The sequence below is a fragment of the Nocardioides sp. LML1-1-1.1 genome, from assembly GCF_040676175.1.
In the GTDB taxonomy this organism is placed as follows: domain Bacteria; phylum Actinomycetota; class Actinomycetes; order Propionibacteriales; family Nocardioidaceae; genus Nocardioides.
Map to the genome: position 1 here is coordinate 96,995 of NZ_JBEGHK010000004.1, position 16,913 is coordinate 113,907.

Here is a 16,913-nt window from a genome sequence, read left to right on the forward strand (position 1 = left end):
CAGCGGGCCGAGAATGACGATACGTTCCGAAACTGACATTCCATTCCGTTTCTTCGCTGGGGGTTCCGTGGGACGCGCATTGGTCATCGGGTGCGGGGGCACCCTGGGCTTCGCCTGGACGGCCGCCGTCCTCGCCGAGCTGGAGCGACAGGGCTGGGACCCGCGCACCGCCGAGGTCCTCGTCGGTACGTCGGCCGGCGCCGAGCTGGTCGCGCTGCTGGGGGCCGGCGTCAGCGGCGCCGCCATCGACGGGGCCACCGACCCGCGGGTCGCCGCGCACCTCTCCTCCCCCGCCGCGCCGGGCAGGCTGCCCGGGCTCCCGCGGCCGGGCCTGCCCGGCCTGGGCCTGACCCGCGCCGCGCTGCGCCGCCGGGTCGACGTGCTCGCCGGCCTCGCCGGGCTGCTGCCGCGCGGCAACGGCGACGCCCAGTGGCTGGTCGACCTCGGTGCGACCCTCGCGGGTGACGACGGTTGGGTCGAGCACCCCGACACCTGGCTGGTCGCCGCGGACGCCCGCACCGGCGAACGGCTCCCGCTCGGCCGGGCCGGCACCCCGCGCCCGCCGCTGGGCCGGGCGATCGCCGCGTCCTGGGCCATCCCCGGCTGGTTCCCGCCGGTCGAGGTCGACGGCCGGGCACTGCTCGACGGCGGCACCGTCTCCCCGACCTCCGCCGACCTGCTGCTGCCCGAGATCGCGAGCGGCCGGATCGACGAGGTCGTCATCGTTCCGCCGATGTCCAGTCACGGCGGCGCACCCGCCCGCGGCGCTGCCCGCGTCGAGCGCCTGCTGCGCCACCCGATGACCCGCCGGGTCGACCGCGAGGTCGCCCTGCTGCGCGCCGCCGGCGCCCGGGTCTCCCGGATCGAGCCCACCCGCGCCGACCTCGGCGCGATGGGCGCCAACTTCATGGACGCCGAGCGCCTGGCCGACGTCCGCACGACCGCGCGCCACCAGGCGCCGGCCCTCGTCACCCGCCGCCTGCGCACCCTGGAGATCGTCCGATGACCAAGCCCACCCCCATCGACCTCGACGGCGCCCACGTCGTCATCACCGGCGGCGCCCGCGGCATCGGCCGCGCCACCGCGGAGGCGTTCCTGGCCCGCGGCGCCCGGGTCTCCATCGGCGACCTCGACCTCGCCACCGCGAAGGCGACCGCCGCCGAGATCGGCGCCTCGGCCCACCGCGTCGACGTGGCTGACCGGGCGTCGTACGACGCCTTCGTGGACGCCGCCGAGGCCGAGCACGGCCCGGTCGACGTGCTGGTCAACAACGCCGGCGTGATGCCCAGCGGCGCCTTCCTCGACCAGGACCCGGCCGTCGACCGGCTGACCATGGAGGTCAACGTGCAGGGCGTCCTCAACGGCATGCGCCGCGTGCTGCCCGGCATGGTCGAGCGCCGCCGCGGGCACGTCGTCAACGTCGCCTCGCTCGCCGGCAAGTTCCCGGTGCCGGGGCTCGCGGTCTACAACGCGAGCAAGTTCGCCGTCGTCGGGCTGACCGCCGCGACCCGGCTGGAGATGGCCGAGCACGGCGTCACTCTCTCTGCCGTGCTGCCCTCGGCGGTCGACACCGACCTCGCCTCCGGCTTCGACATGAAGCCGATCCCCAAGGTCGCGCCCAGCGACATCGCCGGCGCCGTGGTCGGCTCGGTCGGCAACCGGGCCGCCGAGATCGCGGTCCCCCGCTACGTCGGCGCGCTGGCCGCGACCGTCCCGCTCGTCCCGGTCCCGCTGATGGATCGCGTCCGCAAGGTCGTCCGCGGCGACCGTGCCCTCCACCCCGACACCGCCGCCCGCGCGGCGTACACCGCCCGGCTCGACGCCGCCACCGATCGGAGCAACTCATGACCACGCACATCCACGACGCCGTCATCGTCGGCGCCGGCTTCGGCGGCATGGGTGCCGCCATCCAGCTGAAGAAGCTCGGCTACGACGACCTGGTGATCCTCGAGCGCGAGGACGACCTGGGCGGCACCTGGCACGTCAACCGCTACCCCGGCCTGGCCGTGGACATCCCGTCCTCGACGTACTCCTACTCCTTCGAGCCGAACCCGCACTGGTCGCGGCTCTTCGCGCCCGGCCCCGAGCTCAAGGCCTACGCCGTGCACGTGGCCGACAAGTACGACCTGCGCCGCCACATGCGCTTCGACACCGTCGTCCAGGGCGCGCGCTGGGACGAGGAGACCTCGACCTGGCACGTGACGCTGGAGGGCGGCGAGACCGTCGCCGGCCGCTTCCTGCTCACCGCGACCGGCTTCCTCTCCCAGCCCAAGCTGCCGGACATCCCCGGCGTGGAGGACTTCGCCGGCACCGTCGTGCACACGACCCGCTGGGACGACGACATCGAGCTGAAGGGCAAGCGGATCGGCATCATCGGCACCGGCGCGACCGCGGTGCAGCTGATCCCGGAGCTGGCGAAGGTGGCCGACCACCTGACGGTCTACCAGCGCACGCCGATCTACGTGAGCCCGAAGATGGACGGCAAGGTGCCCGGTGTCGTGCGCGGCGCGTTCGCCAAGGTCCCGCTCACGCAGAAGGCCACCCGCCTGGTCGGTACGTCGATCCTCGAGCTCCTCATGGTCGCCGGGGTCCTGCACTTCCGCGACCTGCCGGCCGCCAACCAGATCGGCAAGCGGGTCTGCGCCGCGCACCTCAAGCGCCAGGTCAAGGACCCCGAGCTGCGTGCGAAGCTGTGGCCCGACTACGACTTCGGCTGCAAGCGACCGACCTTCTCCAACACCTACTTCCGCACGTTCACCCAGGACCACGTGGACCTGGAGACGACGACGATCGACCACGTCGACGCGCAGGGGATCGTGACGAAGGACGGCAACCGCGCCGACCTCGACGTGCTGGTGCTGGCCACCGGCTTCAACCTGTGGGACACCAACTTCCCGGCGATCGAGATCATCGGCCGCGAGGGCCGCGACCTCGGCAAGTGGTGGCGCGAGACCCGGTTCAGCGCCTACGAGGGCATCGCGGTGCCGAAGTTCCCGAACTTCTTCTCCCTCAACAGCCCCTACTCCTACTCCGGGCTCTCCTACTTCACCACCATCGAGACCCAGATGGCCCACATGGAGCGGCTCCTGAAGGGGATGACGAAGCAGGGCGCGGACGTGTTCGAGGTGACCGAGGAGGCCAACACCGAATTCCTCGACCGGATGACCGGCCTCCTCGGCAACTCCGTCTTCAACGCCGGGCAGTGCTCGACCGCGCGCAGCTACTACTACAACCAGCACGGCGAGGCGGTCCTGCTGCGGCCGACGTCCACGCTGTCGGCGCACCGCGAGGCGACCAGCTTCCCGCTGGAGGACTACGCGTTCAGCAACGCCTGATCCTCGACGGGGCCCGGTGCCGCGCTCATCGCGCGGTGCCGGGTCTCGGCCATCAGCAGCACGCACACCACGCTGAGCGCGCCGAACGCCGCCAGCATCCAGCCCACGGCGCTGGTGTGCCCGGCCTCGACGAGGTCGGAGGCGAGGTACGGCGCCGTACCGCCCCCGATGACGCCGGCGAGGTTGTAGGCCATCCCGGCGCCGGTGTAGCGGTACTCGGTGCGGAACATCTCCGGCAGCATCGCCCCGGCCGGGCCGTAGGACACCGCGAAGATCGCGAGCGTGCCGAACAGGCCGATCGCGAACGACGTCGCGGTGCCGTGGTCGAGGATCGGGAAGAGCACGAAGCCCCACGGCACGGCCACCAGGCAGGACGCGAGGACGACCTTGCGGCGCCCGACCCGGTCGCTGTAGACGGCCGAGAGGGTGACCAGCGCACCGAAGACCACGGCGCCCACGACGCCCATGGTGAGCACGGTCGCGCGGGAGAGGCCGACCACGGTCGTGCCGTAGGACGTCAGGAACGCCGTACCGATGTAGAAGAAGGCGAACAGCATGGCCAGCGCACCGCCGCCGAGCACGATCTCGCGCCACTGGTGCTTGAGCGCGGCCGCGAGCGGGCCCCGGGTGCTGGCCCGGGTCCGCGTGCTCTCGCGGAACATCGGGGTCTCCTCCACCTTCAGCCGCACGTAGAGCCCGACCAGCACCAGCAGCGCGCTCATCACGAAGGGCACCCGCCAGCCCCACTCCACGAACGCCGGGCTGGTCTCGCCGACGAGCCGGTTGATCAGCAGGAAGGTGCCGCTGGAGAGGGCGAAGGCGATCGCCGGGCCGAGCTGCGGGAAGGCGGCGTACAGCCCCCGCTTGCCGGGCGGTGCGTACTCCGCCGCGAGCAGGGTCGCGCCCGCCCACTCCCCACCCACCGCGAGGCCCTGCAGGAAGCGCAGGGTGACGAGCAGGACCGGCGCGGCGACCCCGATCGACGCGGCGCTCGGCAGCAGGCCGATCGCCACGGTCGCTGCGCCCATCAGCAGCAGCGTGCTGATCAGCGTGCGCTTGCGGCCCAGCCGGTCACCGAAGTGGCCGAAGCCGATCGCGCCGAGCGGTCGCGCGACGAAGGCCACCGCGAAGGTCGCGAAGGACGCGACGCTGGCGGCGGAGTCGCCGAGCGCCGGGAAGAAGACGGTCGGGAACACCAGCGCCGCCGCGGTGCCGTAGATGAAGAAGTCGTAGAACTCGATGGTGGTCCCGGCGCAGCTCGCGAAGGCGACACGGCGCATCGGGGTCGGTCGGTCGGTCATGGATCACTCCTCGGGGTGGTACGTGGCGAGGAGTGTGAGCCGGGCCACATCGACCCGGACCCCCCGAAGGAGGGAGCACCTCCCAAAGAGGGTGGGCCCGTTGCCGGGTGTGACCACGCTCACCTACCGTGGAGCCATGGCCGAGCTCGCCCCCGAGGCGCCGTACGACGGTGGGCGACTGCTGCGCGCGCTCGCCGACTTCCGCACGGTCGGCCGCAGCGACGTCGCCTTCGGCGGTCCGGTGGTCGGCGGTGGCACCGCGCTCGACATCACCGGCCTGCACGGCACCAGCACCCGCTCCCTGCAGGGCCTGCGGGTGCGCGCCGGCTTCGGCCTCGGCGGCAAGGCGCTGACGATCGGGCGCCCGGTGTCGGTCAACAGCTATCACGACGCCCGCGGCATCACCCACCAGTACGACGGACCGGTGCGTGCCGAGCGGCTGGAGACCGTGACCGCGCTGCCGATCGTCGTGGACCGGGTGCCGCGGATGGTGGTCTACCTCGCGCACCGCACCCAGGTCGTGCTCGGCGACGTCTGGTACGACGCCTTCCTCCCCCTGGTGCGCCGCGTCGAGCGCGAGATCGCGGTCGACGACGAGGTCCGGCGCCGCCTGGCCGCCGCGAGCGCCCCGTCCCCGGCCGCGCTCAGCCGCGCCGACCTGAGCGACATCTCCGCCGAGCTCGCCGACCTCGCCGCGCTCGTCGAGGACGACGTGCTGCGCCGGCGCCTGGAGCGGGTGCGCACCAAGGTCGACCGCGGCCGGACCCCGGCGGTCGCCCCGGCGCAGGCGCCGACCGGGCTCGCGGCGCGCGAGGTCGACGTCCTGGCCCAGGTGGCGCTCGGCCAGAGCAACCGCGAGGTCGCCGAGGCGCTCGGGCTCGTGGAGAGCACGGTGAAGTCGTACCTGAAGAACGCGATGCGCAAGCTGCACGCCAGCAACCGCGTGCACGCCGTCCGGCTGGCCCGCGAGGCCGGCGTCATCGACTGAGGGCTCAGCCGCCCAGCGCGTTCGGGTTGCGCCACTGCCGCTCGAAGGGCAGCCGCCAGGCGTAGGGCGCGATCAGCTGGTGCACCTGGTTCGGGCCCCAGCTGCCCTGGCGGTAGGGCCGCACGACCGGTGGGGACTCCAGCAGCGGCGCGGAGACCTCCCACAGCCGCTCGATGCCCTCGGCGGAGGTGAACAGGGTCTGGTCGCCGCGGGCTGCGTCGTAGATCAGCCGCTCGTAGGCCTCCAGCACCGAGCCCGCCCAGGAGGTGTCGGTCATCGCGAACTGCATGGAGAGCTTGTCGAGCTTCATCCCCGGACCGGGCCGCTTGCCGTAGAAGGACAGCGACATCTTCGCCTTGTCGGCGAGGTCGAAGGTGAGGTGGTCGGGTCCGTGGTCGCCGACGCCGGAGTTCTTCGGGAACATCGAGCGCGGCGGCTCCTTGAACGCGATCGAGATGATCCGCGCCCCCTCGGCCATCCGCTTGCCGGTGCGCAGGAAGAACGGGACGCCGGCCCAGCGCCAGTTGTCGATGAAGCACTTGAGCGCGATGAAGGTCTCGGTCTCCGACTCGGGCGCGACCCCGGGGATGTCGCGGTAGCCCTGGTACTGCCCGCGCACGACGTTGGCCGGGTCGATGGGCAGCATCGAGCGGAAGACCTTGTCCTTCTCCTCCCGGATCGCGTCCGGGGCCAGCGAGGTCGGCGGCTCCATCGCGGTGAAGGCCAGCACCTGGAACAGGTGGGTGACGACCATGTCCTTGTAGGCGCCGGTCGACTCGTAGAAGTTGGCGCGCTGGTCGAGACCGAGCTCCTCGGGCACGTCGATCTGCACGTGGTCGATGTTGTTGCGGTGCCAGATCGGCTCGAAGAGGCCGTTGGCGAAGCGGAAGGCGAGGATGTTCTGCGCGGCCTCCTTCCCGAGGAAGTGGTCGATGCGGTAGATCTGCGACTCGGCGAAGGTCTTGTGCAGCTCGGCGTTCAGCGCCTTCGCGGTGGCGAGGTCCACGCCGAAGGGCTTCTCCATGATGATCCGGCTGCCCTCGGCGAGGTCCGCGTCGTCCAGCGTCTGCACGACGGACAGCGCCGCCTTGGGCGGGACGCTGAGGTAGTGCAGGCGCACCCGGTCGCCGTCCCACGCCGACTCGGCCTTCTCGACGGCCGCGCGCAGCCCGGCCGGGCCCTCGGAGCCGGGGGCCCAGTGCAGCAGCTTGGCGAACTCCGGCCAGGCGTCCATGTCGTTGTCGTCGCCGGAGAACTCCTTGACCGCCTCGTGCACGAAGCCCACGAAGGACTCGGTCGTGTGCTCGTCGAGCGAGGTGCCGATGATCTGCAGCTGCGGCAGCAGGCCGGTCTCGAACAGGTGCAGCAGGCCGGGCAGCAGCTTGCGGCGGGACAGGTCACCGGTCGCGCCGAACAGCACGACGGTCACCGGCTTCTGGGTCTTCGGTGCCATGTCGTCCACAGTGCCTCCTCGGTGTTACCTCCACGATAACGAGAGGTGGCGGGAGCACCCCGGCAGGCTCAGGGCAGCCGCGCTCAGGACAGCCGGGCCCGCAGCCCGTCGAGCACCAGCGAGATGCCGAGGCGGAAGTCGTCGGCGTCGTCGTCCTGCTGGGCGAGCACGAAGCGCACCAGCGTGCGGGCACCGACCCGGGACAGGTGCTCCTCAGCGCCGGCCCGGTCGAGGGCGGCGCGCAGCGGGGCCTCCAGGGCGCCGGCGTCGGCGCGGTGCACCTGGGCGATGAGCAGGGCGCCGTCACGGTGGCGGCGCATGGCGTCGCGCAGGCCGAGGCACAGCAGCAGCAGCTCGGCGTCCCAGGCGACGATCTCGGTGGGGCGGCGGCCGCGGCGCAGGATCTCCTCGGCGAGCGCGGCGAGCAGGGCGTCCTTGCCGTCGAAGTGGTGGTAGAGCGCGCCGGGCTGCACGCCGAGGTCAGCGGCGAGCCGGCGCATGGTGAGCGCGTCGAGCCCGCTCTCGTCGAGCACCCCGATCGCCCGCTCGACCACGTCCGTCCGTCGGTAGCGCACCTGACCCCCTCGTTGACCTCTTGGCGAACCCACTCTAACCTGAACACCGTTCAGTTGGCGCCACGCGGTGCCGCCGTCCCCCGGAGAGTGACATGACGCGTCGTACCCCCACCACCGATGTCGCGCTGATCGCGGGCTTCGCCGCCCTGATCGCCGTGTGTGCCCTGCTGCCCGAGATCAAGACCGGCGTCGGCGTGCCCTACTCGCTGCAGACGTTCGGCGTCCTGCTCACCGGCGCGGTGCTCGGCCCGGTCCGCGGCTTCCTCTCCGTCACGCTCTACCTGGTCGCCGGCCTGGTGCTGCCGATCTACTCCGGCGGCACGTCGGGCATGGCGCACTACAGCGGGCTGACCGCGGGCTACCTGGTCGCCTTCCCGATCGCCGCCGCACTGTGCGGCTTCCTCGTCTACCGCAACCGCCGCAACGCCACCCAGTTCGCCTTCGTCTTCACCTGCGGCCTGCTCAGCAGCTTCCTCGTCGTGCACACCCTCGGCCCGCTCGGCCTCGCCTGGCGCGGCGACATGAGCCTCAAGGCGGCCTTCTCGGCCGACACCGCCTACTTCCCCGGCGACATCGCCAAGAACGTCGTGATGGCGCTGGTCGCCTCCGCGGTGCACCGCGCCTTCCCCGACCTGATCAGCCGTCGTACGACGGCCGAGGCGCCCGCCGAGGAGCCCGCTCCCGAGCCCGCATGAGCCGGATCGAGCTCGACCGGGTGGTCGTCCGGGCGGCCACGCCCGGCGGCCCGGTCCCCGAGGTCACCGTACTGCGGGAGACCACGCTCGACCTCACCGAGCAGCGGATCGCGCTGGTCGGCCCGAACGGCTCCGGCAAGTCCACGCTGGCGCGGCTCGTCAACGGGCTGGTCGAGCCGACCACGGGCCGGGTCACCGTCGACGGCCTCGACGTGCGCAAGAAGGGTCGCGAGGTGCGCCGCCGGGTCGGCTTCGTGTTCACCGACCCCACCGCCCAGCTGGTGATGCCGACGGTCGCCGAGGACGTCGCGCTCTCGCTGCGGCACCGGGTCAAGGACCGCGAGGAGCGGGCCGTCGCGGCGCGCGAGGTGCTGGCGTCGTACGGCCTGGAGGAGCTGGCCGACCGCAGCGTGCACACGCTCTCCGGCGGCCAGCGCCAGCTGCTGGCGATCGCCGGGGTGCTCGCGACCGAGCCCTCCGTCCTGGTCGCCGACGAGCCGACGACGTTGCTGGACCTGCGCAACAGCCGGGCGATCGGCGACCTGCTCCTCGCGCTCCCCCAGCAGGTGGTGATCGCGACCCACGACCTGGACCTGGCCCTGCGTTGCGACCGGGCGCTGCTGGTCGAGGACGGCGCGATCGTCGCCGACGGCGCCCCCGCGGACGTGGTCGCGCACTACCGGGCGACGGCGGGCTGAGCCGTGGCGGTGAGCCCGCTCGGGGAGTACCGGCCCGGCACCTCGGTGCTGCACCGGCTGCCCGTCGGCGCCAAGCTGCTAGGGCTCGTCGTGCTGAGCATCGTGGCCGTGGTGTGGCGAGGGGTGCCGACGACGGCCGCGGTGATCGGGCTCGCGGTCCTCGGCTGCGTCGTGGGCGGCGTGCCGCTGCGACGGGCGGCGCGCAGCATCCGCACCGTGCTGCTGGCGATGGTGCTGCTGGCGGCGTACCAGGTCTGGCAGAACGGCGCCGAGCGCGCCTTCGTCGTCGTCGGCGCCCTGCTCGCGCTGGTGCTGCTCGCCACCGTGTTCACCACGACCACCGCGGTGGAGCAGATGATCGACGCGATCACCCGGTGGCTGGAGCCCTTCCGCCGCTTCGGCGTACGGCCGGAGCTGGTGGCGCTGGCCTTCTCGCTGATGATCCGCGGCATCCCGCTCACCCTGGAGATCGCCGCCGAGACCAGGGACGCGGCCCGGGCCCGCGGCCTGGAGCGCAACCCCCGGGCCTACCTCACCCCGCTCGTCATCCGGGTCGTCGCGCACGCCCGGGCGACCGGTGACGCCTTGCACGCCCGCGGGATCGGCGACGACTGATACCCTCCACCTGAACACTGTTCAGTTCGGCCTTCCGAGGAGCACCATGACCACGAACTTCGACGCGCTCGCGACCCGCATCCTCGACGGCGGCAGCGCCACCGAGGCGGACGCGCTGGCGGTGCTCCAGGCGCCCGACGCCGAGCTGATGTTCCTCGTCGCCGCGGCCGGCCGGCTGCGCCGGGAGCACTTCGGCACCACGGTGAAGGTCAACTACCTCGTCAACCTGAAGTCCGGGCTGTGCCCGGAGAACTGCAACTACTGCTCGCAGGCGGTGGGCTCGGCGGCGCCGATCCTCAAGTACTCCTACCTCTCCACCGAGGAGACCCTGCGCCAGGCGGGCGCGGGCCTCCAGGGCGGCGCGAGCCGGGTCTGCATGGTCTCCTCGGGCCGCGGGCCCTCCGACCGCGACATCGACAAGGTCGTGGAGATGACCGAGGCCCTCAAGGAGCAGTACGACGGCGTCGAGGTCTGCGCCTGCCTCGGGCTCCTCAAGGACGGCCAGGCCGAGCGCCTCCAGCAGGCCGGGGTGGACGCCTACAACCACAACATCAACACCGCCGAGTCCCACCACGACAACATCGTCCAGACCCACACCTACGACGACCGGGTCGACACCATCGGCAAGGCGAAGGCCGCCGGCCTGTCCCCGTGCAGCGGCCTGATCGCGGGGCTGGGCGAGTCGGACGAGCAGCTCGTCGAGGCCCTCTTCGCGCTCAAGGCGCTGGACGCCGACTCGATCCCGGTCAACTTCCTGATGCCCTTCGACGGGACGCCGTACGAGAACACCTGGGAGCTCTCCCCCACCCGCTGCGTGAAGATCCTGACCATGGCGCGCTTCGTGTGCCCGGACAAGGAGATCCGGATCGCCGGCGGCCGCGAGATGCACCTGCGCACCCTGCAGGCCACCGCCCTGCACGTCGCGAACTCGATCTTCCTCGGCGACTACCTCACCTCCGAGGGCCAGGACGCGCTCGCCGACCTGCGGATGCTGCGCGACAACGGCTTCTCGGTCCTCGGCATGGACGACTCGGCGTTCGACGAGCTGATCGCCGCGCACGAGGCCGGGGTCACCCACCGGGTGCACGCCACCACGCCGTGCGGCTCCTCGGCCGGCAGCGGCTGCGGCGACGGCTGCGGCGGCTGCTCGGTCGCGGCCCCGACCGACGGCAAGCCGGTGATCCGCTCCCGGGGTGCGGGGACCGAAGTCGCCGCCAACGCCTGAGGCGGCCCCGGTGGTCGAGCCTGTCCCGCCGGTCGAGCCTGTCGAGACCCTCGCGCCGGTCGAGCCTGTCGAGACCCTCGCGTTCGACCGCGAGCACCTGTGGCACCCCTACACCTCGATGACGGACCCCGCGCCGGTCCGCCTCGTCACCGGCGCGCGCGGGTGCACGCTGGAGGTGGACGGCCGCGAGGTCGTCGACGGGATGGCCTCGTGGTGGGCGGCGATCCACGGCTACCGGCACCCGGCGCTCGACCGGGCGCTCGCCGAGCAGGCAGCGCGGTTCAGCCACGTGATGTTCGGCGGGCTGACCCACGAGCCCGCCGTCGGGCTCGGCCGCCGGCTGGTGGAGATCACCCCGGAGCCGCTGCGGCGGGTGTTCCTCGCCGACTCGGGCTCGGTCGCGGTCGAGGTGGCGCTGAAGATGGTGCTCCAGCACCAGCGCGCCCTGGGCCGGCCCGAACGGACCCGGGTGCTGACCGTCCGCGGCGGCTACCACGGCGACACCTTCCACCCGATGAGCGTCACCGACCCCGACGGCGGGATGCACGCGCTGTGGCAGGGCGTGCTGCCGTCCCAGGTGTTCGCGCCGCAGCCGCCGGCCGTGGGGGCCGGCGAGGCGGAGATCGCGACCTGGGCGGCCGCGGTCCGCGAGCTGGCCGCGGGGCACGCGCACGAGCTGGCCGGCGTCGTCGTCGAGCCGCTGCTGCAGGGCGCGGGCGGCATGTGGCCCTACCCGGTGGAGTGCCTGCGGGTGCTGCGCGAGGTGGCCGACGAGCACGGGCTGCTGCTCGTCTTCGACGAGATCGCCACCGGCTTCGGCCGCACCGGCCACCTCTTCGTCAGCGAGCTGGTGACCCCGGACGTGCTGTGCGTCGGCAAGGCGCTGACCGGCGGCTACCTCACGCTCGCCGCGGTGCTCACCACCGACGCGGTCGCCCCGGGCGTGGTGATGCACGGCCCGACGTTCATGGGCAACCCGCTGGCCTGCGCGGTGGCGAGCGCGTCGATCGACCTGCTGCTCGCGGGCGACTGGCAGGCCGGCGTACGACGCATCGGCGACCACCTCGCGGCCGGCCTGGAGCCGCTGCGCGCGCTTCCCCAGGTGCGGGACGTGCGCACCGTCGGCGCCGTGGGCGTCGTCCAGCTCGACCACGACGTGGACGTGGCGGCCGCGACCGACGCGGCCCTGGCGGCGGGCGTGTGGCTGCGGCCGTTCCGCGACCTGGTCTACGCGATGCCGCCGTACGTCATCTCCGACGACGAGCTGGACCGGCTGGTCGCGGGTATCGGGGCGGCGGTGCGCGCCGGATGAGCACCTGGCAGGAGTGGCTGGCGGCCGAGGCCGCCGCCCGCGAGGAGGCCGGGTTGACCCGGCGGTTGCGCGAGCGGCCCGCCGAGGACCCGACGATCGACCTCGCCGGCAACGACTACCTCGGCCTGGCCCGCGACCCCGCGGTCCGCCGGGCCGCCGCGGACGCCGCGCTGCGCTGGGGCGCCGGGGCCAGTGCGTCGCGGCTGGTGACGGGCACCTTGGCCCTGCACGCCGACCTGGAGCGGGAGCTCGCCGACTACCTGTGCCAGCCCTCGGCGCTGGTCCTCTCGACCGGCTACCACGCCAACCTGGCCGTCGTCACCGCGCTGGCCGACCGCTCGGTCCGCGTGCTCTCCGACGCGCACGTGCACGCCTCCCTGGTCGACGGGGTGCGGCTGTCGCGGGCACGGCTGAGCGTCGTGCCGCACAGCGACGTTGCGGCGGTCGAGGCAGGCCTGGTCGCCGCGGTCGCCGCGGGCGAGCGGGCGCTGGTGCTGGTCGAGTCGGTCTACTCCGTCCTCGGCGACGCCGCTCCCCTGGTCGAGCTCGCCGCCCTCTGCGAGCGGTACGACGCCCTGCTGGTCGTCGACGAGGCGCACGGCCTCGGCGTCCACGGGCCCGGCCTGGTCGCCGCCCTCGGCCTGGCCGGCCTGCCGCACGTGGTGGTCACCGCGACCCTGTCCAAGGCGCTCGGCAGCCAGGGTGGCGCGATCCTCGGGCCGTCCGCCCTGCGCGAGCACCTGGTCAACCGGGCCCGCCCGTTCATCTTCGACACCGGGCTCGCCCCGGCCCCGACCGCCGGCGCGCTGGCCGCGCTGCGCGAGGTCCGTGCCCGGCCCGGCCTGGGCGCGACCGTGCGAACGCGGGTGGCCGCGCTCGCCGACGCCCTCGGCGTGGTGGCGCCCGCGGGCGCGGTGCTCTCGGTGCCGATGTCCTCACCCCAGGCAGCTGTCGCGGCCCAGGCCGCCGCGCTGGCGTCGGGCCTGCGGGTGGGCTGCTTCCGCCCGCCGTCGGTGCCCGACGGCATCTCGCGGCTGCGGATCACCGTCACCGCCGGCGTGCCCGCCGCCGACTGGGCCGACGCCGTCGCCACCCTGGTCGCGCTCGTCAAGGAGCACCAGTGACCCGGCTCGTCGTGGTCACCGGCACCGACACCGGGGTCGGCAAGACCGTCGCCACCGCCGCGCTCGCGGCCCGCGCGGCCGCCGGCGGCAGCCGGGTGCTGGTCGTGAAGCCCGTCCAGACCGGCATCGGCGGCGCCGACCCGGACGTCCCCGACGTCGACACCGTGCGTTCTCTCGCCGGCGTCGAGGCGGTCCAGCTCGCGGCCCTGGACGAGCCGCTCGCCCCCGACACCGCCGCCCGCCGCCAGGGGGTCGCGATCCCGTCGGTGGCCGAGCACGCCACCGCGATCCACGACCTCGCCCCGGCGCACGACCTCGTGCTCGTCGAGGGCGCCGGCGGCCTGCTCGTCCGCATCGACGCCGACGGCGGCACCCTGCTCGACCTCGCCGCCCTCCTGGCGGCCGAGGTCGTCATCGTCACCCGGGCCGGCCTCGGCACGCTCAACCACACCGAGCTGACGGTCGCCGCGCTGCGCCACCGTGGCATCGAGCCGGCCGGCCTGGTCATCGGCTCCTGGCCCGCCGCGCCCGGCCTGGCGGAGTCCTGCAACCGTGCCGACCTGCCCCGCGTCACCGGGGTCCCGCTGCTCGCCGTGCTGCCCGAGGGCGCCGGCTCGGCAGCCGACTTCCGCACGGCCGCGCCGGGCTGGTTCACGACAGCCTGACGGATTTGCGGCAAAGCGCCGGTCCAGCCTGCCGCACCCTGCCAGACTCTGTCATCCCCGCTTGACCGCACGGGCGGGGCACCACCGTCGACGGGTCACGGATGGGGGCGGCATGCCGGTCTCGGGCATCTCCCTGAGCCTGTTCGGCATCCCCTCGATCGACGTCGGCGGCGAACCGCACCCGCTCACCTCCAGTGCCGCGCGGCTCTCGACGTACCTGGCTCTCGGACCGCGGGCCGGCCGGCTCCGCTCGCTCGCCGCGGCCCAGCTCTACCCCGACTCACCTCCCCCACTGGCCCGGCGGCGGCTCAACACGGCGGCGTGGCGGCTGAACAACGAGATCCGGGCGTCGTACGGCAACGACCTGATCGTCACCCCGCAGGGCGCGCAGACCATCGGCATCGACGAGACGGCGCCGGTCAGCGTGGACGTGTGGGCGTTCACCGACCTGGTCAGCGGAGTGGTCCGGCTGCGCCCCGGCGCGATCACCCTCGCCGACGTCGACCGGCTGGAGCGCGCCGTCGCCCTGTACGGCGGGCGGCTGGCGCCCGCCGTCGACGACGAGTGGGTGCTCGGCGAGCGCGCCCGTGTGGAGAACCTCTACCTGGTCGCCCTCAGCCACCTGGTGCGCCACTACGGCACGCTCGGCGACGTCGCCTCCGTCGCCCGCTGCGGCGAGCTCGCCCTGGAGGTCGAGCCGGTGCGCGAGGACATCCACCGCGCGCTGATGCGGGCCTACGCCGAGGCCGGCCGCGGCGACCTGGTGGAGAGCCAGTTCGAGCGGTGCCGGACCAGCCTGCACCACACCCTCGCCGTCGACCCGATGCCGCAGACCGTCGACCTCTTCCGGCGGCTCACCGGGCCGAGCACCCTGGCCCGCGAGGAGGTGAGCGCGCTGCTCGCCGACCTCACCCAGGCCCGCCGCGACCTGGCCCTCGTGTGGGGTCGTCTCGACAGCGCCCTGGAGCAGGTACGACGCCTGCGGTGACCACCGCGTGATCCGCCGTCGCACGAGGTGATCCGCCGGTGATCCGGTGCTCGCAGGCTGGCCGGGCTCGTCCCCCCAACCCCCCGAGAGGCACGTCATGAAGCAAGTCGCGGATCCCGCAGTCAGCACGTTGCTCAACACCACCATCGTCGGCCAGCCCTGGCACGACGACTACCGTCCCGGCCTCGGCGTCGACGCCGTCACCGGCCAGGTCCGGGCCAGGGCCGTCGCGGACTTCGAGGTCCAGGACACCCCGATCCTGAGCCCGATGTACACCTACTCACTCGTGCAGTCCGAGAGCGACATGTCGAGCATGATCTCGGCGTCGGCGCAGGGCTCCTACAACATGGAGGGCGTGACGGTCGGCGCCGGCACGTCGTACCTGGAGTCGATGTCGGTCTCCGAGCTGTCGGTCACCCTGGTCGCCGAGGTGAGCGTCAACCGCAGCCAGTACAGCCTGGCCCCGCAGGGCGACTACCGCCTGGCCGTCGAGCCCGGACCGGACTTCCGCGACAAGTACGGCGACTACTTCGTCGCCGGCTACCGCTCCTCCTCGCAGCTCCACGCGATGTACCAGTGCACCTTCAGCAGCGTGGAGGAGCGCCGCAAGTTCACCGCCACGCTGTCGGCCGAGGTGCCCCAGGTCTTCACCGCGCAGGGCAGCACCGCCTTCGAGAAGGCACGGTCGGAGTGCCACGCCTCGGTCAACATCATCGTCTCGGCCGACGGGGTGAAGACGAACATCCCGACCCCGGCGGACGGCTGGACGCCGGCGACGATCCTGTCGGTGCTGCTGCCGTGGTTCAACGAGAACATGGCGCCGAAGCCGCTCGAGGCCTACCTCATGCACTACCGGGTGATCGACCCGGCGATCTCCGGGGAGGTCCCGGTGAGCCCGGACGTCTTCGCCCAGCTCGCCTTCCTCTACGACCGGTTCTGGCTGGCGCGGGCCCGCTTCCACACGTGCCCGGCGTTCGGCCGGCCGCTCGTCGACGAGCCGTACAAGCAGCTGGAGAAGAAGATCGAGGCCTACCAGGCCTCCCTGCCGCACGACGAGGCGCAGATCGAGCAGCTGACCAGCGACACCAACGAGCTGCTCGGCACGTTCACCGGGATCCTCAACCGGCAGACCTTCTTCTCCCAGGTCATGGAGTCCGCCAAGAGCGAGCCGGCGCGGGACCAGAACTTCGACGCCGACAAGGGCACGGTGCGCTGGAACTACGGCTTCAACAGCTCCAACCTGCCCGGCGTCTCGGTGGCCAGCGCCAGCGACCACGTCGAGCAGGACTGGAAGATCGGGTGGCGTGAGCACACCTTCAACTTCCGCGACAGCACGAAGGTCCTCGTCGGCTGGGACGTCATCTGCAACTGGACCGACGGCACCGGCGGCGACTGGCACAAGGCCTGCGACCAGGTGATCGGCCGCGGTGCGGCCGACGTCTACGTCAAGAGCGACTACGACCGCGGCTACTCGTGGTCGATCGTGTGGTACTTCGTCGAGGCCACCCTCTACCCCACCCCGCGAGGGCAGTGAGATGGCGAACTTCACCTACTTCATCATCTCGCCCGGCTACGACGTGGACACGGCGGTGCTCTACCCCGACAAGCGCCTGGGCAACTACATCAAGTTCGGCGACGCGAGCGCGGACCACGTGACCACGGCGGGGGTGCGCGCGGCGTACCTCACCCACAACCCCGACATCGGGGTGGCCGCGGTGATGGACTCGCAGGCCTTCGCGGGTCCGGCGCTCGGCACCCGGCTCAAGCAGTTCATCATCGGGCTCGGCATCACGCCGGTCGCCACCAGCGAGTGGTTCTCGGTCCAGACCAAGGCGGCGTGGGGGCTCACCCAGGCGATGACCGCGTGGGACCGGGTGACGGTGACCCAGCAGAACCTGCCGGCGCTGCAGAACGTCATCCGCCAGCACCTCGCCTGAGC

17 protein-coding genes are annotated in these 16,913 nt (G+C 72.8%); 14 read left to right on the forward strand and 3 right to left on the reverse strand.

The window, feature by feature from the left end:
• The first annotated feature begins 67 nt into the window (after positions 1–67).
• From MRBLML1_RS15595 to MRBLML1_RS15605, 3 genes are read left to right on the forward strand one after another with little or no spacing between them, the layout of a single operon-like run.
• Positions 68–1,006, forward strand: coding sequence for a patatin-like phospholipase family protein (locus MRBLML1_RS15595; RefSeq protein ID WP_364517526.1), 939 nt, complete (start codon positions 68–70; stop codon positions 1,004–1,006).
• Entirely contained in the window at positions 1,003–1,848 is an 846-nt protein-coding gene (locus MRBLML1_RS15600; protein WP_364517528.1) for an SDR family oxidoreductase, read from the forward strand. Before MRBLML1_RS15595 ends, MRBLML1_RS15600 begins: the two co-directional genes overlap by 4 nt.
• Complete coding sequence (locus MRBLML1_RS15605) at positions 1,845–3,335, forward strand: flavin-containing monooxygenase (protein WP_364517530.1); 1,491 nt, start codon at positions 1,845–1,847, stop codon at positions 3,333–3,335. The genes MRBLML1_RS15600 and MRBLML1_RS15605 overlap by 4 nt, the downstream gene beginning before the upstream one ends.
• Here the strand turns inward: MRBLML1_RS15605 and MRBLML1_RS15610 are convergent.
• Positions 3,314–4,636, reverse strand: coding sequence for an MFS transporter (locus MRBLML1_RS15610; RefSeq protein WP_364517532.1), 1,323 nt, complete (start codon positions 4,634–4,636; stop codon positions 3,314–3,316). The two genes, MRBLML1_RS15605 and MRBLML1_RS15610, sit on opposite strands and share 22 nt — an antisense overlap.
• Positions 4,637–4,772: 136 nt before the next feature.
• Here MRBLML1_RS15610 and MRBLML1_RS15615 point away from each other — a divergent pair, with 136 nt between their 5' ends.
• Positions 4,773–5,624, forward strand: a complete 852-nt coding sequence (locus MRBLML1_RS15615) for a helix-turn-helix transcriptional regulator (RefSeq protein WP_364517534.1) — start codon at positions 4,773–4,775, stop codon at positions 5,622–5,624.
• A 4-nt stretch (positions 5,625–5,628) separates the two neighbouring features.
• On the opposite strand, the gene zwf is transcribed toward MRBLML1_RS15615, so the two are convergent.
• Together zwf and MRBLML1_RS15625 are read right to left on the reverse strand one after the other, a co-directional pair.
• Complete coding sequence (gene zwf, locus MRBLML1_RS15620; RefSeq protein WP_364517536.1) at positions 5,629–7,077, reverse strand: glucose-6-phosphate dehydrogenase; 1,449 nt, start codon at positions 7,075–7,077, stop codon at positions 5,629–5,631.
• An 83-nt stretch (positions 7,078–7,160) separates the two neighbouring features.
• Complete coding sequence (locus MRBLML1_RS15625; protein ID WP_364517538.1) at positions 7,161–7,652, reverse strand: TetR family transcriptional regulator; 492 nt, start codon at positions 7,650–7,652, stop codon at positions 7,161–7,163.
• 92 nt (positions 7,653–7,744) lie between these two features.
• Here MRBLML1_RS15625 and MRBLML1_RS15630 point away from each other — a divergent pair, with 92 nt between their 5' ends.
• The 10 genes from MRBLML1_RS15630 (at position 7,745) to MRBLML1_RS15675 (ending at position 16,911) form a co-directional block, all read left to right on the forward strand.
• The gene (locus MRBLML1_RS15630; protein WP_364517540.1) at positions 7,745–8,347 is read left to right on the forward strand and encodes a biotin transporter BioY; all 603 of its coding nucleotides are present in this window, start codon (positions 7,745–7,747) and stop codon (positions 8,345–8,347) included.
• The gene (locus MRBLML1_RS15635; RefSeq protein ID WP_364517542.1) at positions 8,344–9,045 is read left to right on the forward strand and encodes an energy-coupling factor ABC transporter ATP-binding protein; all 702 of its coding nucleotides are present in this window, start codon (positions 8,344–8,346) and stop codon (positions 9,043–9,045) included. The genes MRBLML1_RS15630 and MRBLML1_RS15635 overlap by 4 nt, the downstream gene beginning before the upstream one ends.
• A gap of 9 nt (positions 9,046–9,054) precedes the next feature.
• Positions 9,055–9,660 (forward strand): energy-coupling factor transporter transmembrane component T family protein, encoded by a 606-nt coding sequence (locus MRBLML1_RS15640; RefSeq protein WP_364517544.1) that lies wholly within the window; start codon positions 9,055–9,057, stop codon positions 9,658–9,660.
• Between the two features lie 46 nt (positions 9,661–9,706).
• Positions 9,707–10,885, forward strand: a complete 1,179-nt coding sequence (bioB, locus tag MRBLML1_RS15645) for a biotin synthase BioB (RefSeq protein WP_364517546.1) — start codon at positions 9,707–9,709, stop codon at positions 10,883–10,885.
• A gap of 10 nt (positions 10,886–10,895) precedes the next feature.
• On the forward strand, positions 10,896–12,197 hold the full coding sequence (gene bioA, locus MRBLML1_RS15650) for an adenosylmethionine--8-amino-7-oxononanoate transaminase (protein WP_364517548.1): 1,302 nt from the start codon (positions 10,896–10,898) through the stop codon (positions 12,195–12,197).
• Positions 12,194–13,321 (forward strand): 8-amino-7-oxononanoate synthase, encoded by a 1,128-nt coding sequence (locus MRBLML1_RS15655; RefSeq protein ID WP_364517550.1) that lies wholly within the window; start codon positions 12,194–12,196, stop codon positions 13,319–13,321. The genes bioA and MRBLML1_RS15655 overlap by 4 nt, the downstream gene beginning before the upstream one ends.
• The gene (gene bioD, locus MRBLML1_RS15660; RefSeq protein WP_364517552.1) at positions 13,318–13,986 is read left to right on the forward strand and encodes a dethiobiotin synthase; all 669 of its coding nucleotides are present in this window, start codon (positions 13,318–13,320) and stop codon (positions 13,984–13,986) included. Before MRBLML1_RS15655 ends, bioD begins: the two co-directional genes overlap by 4 nt.
• Before the next feature lie 112 nt (positions 13,987–14,098).
• On the forward strand, positions 14,099–14,974 hold the full coding sequence (locus MRBLML1_RS15665; RefSeq protein ID WP_364517554.1) for an AfsR/SARP family transcriptional regulator: 876 nt from the start codon (positions 14,099–14,101) through the stop codon (positions 14,972–14,974).
• A 97-nt stretch (positions 14,975–15,071) separates the two neighbouring features.
• Positions 15,072–16,508, forward strand: a complete 1,437-nt coding sequence (locus MRBLML1_RS15670) for a hypothetical protein (RefSeq protein WP_364517556.1) — start codon at positions 15,072–15,074, stop codon at positions 16,506–16,508.
• Position 16,509: 1 nt separating this feature from the next.
• Entirely contained in the window at positions 16,510–16,911 is a 402-nt protein-coding gene (locus MRBLML1_RS15675; protein WP_364517558.1) for a hypothetical protein, read from the forward strand.
• The last annotated feature ends 2 nt before the right edge of the window (positions 16,912–16,913 follow it).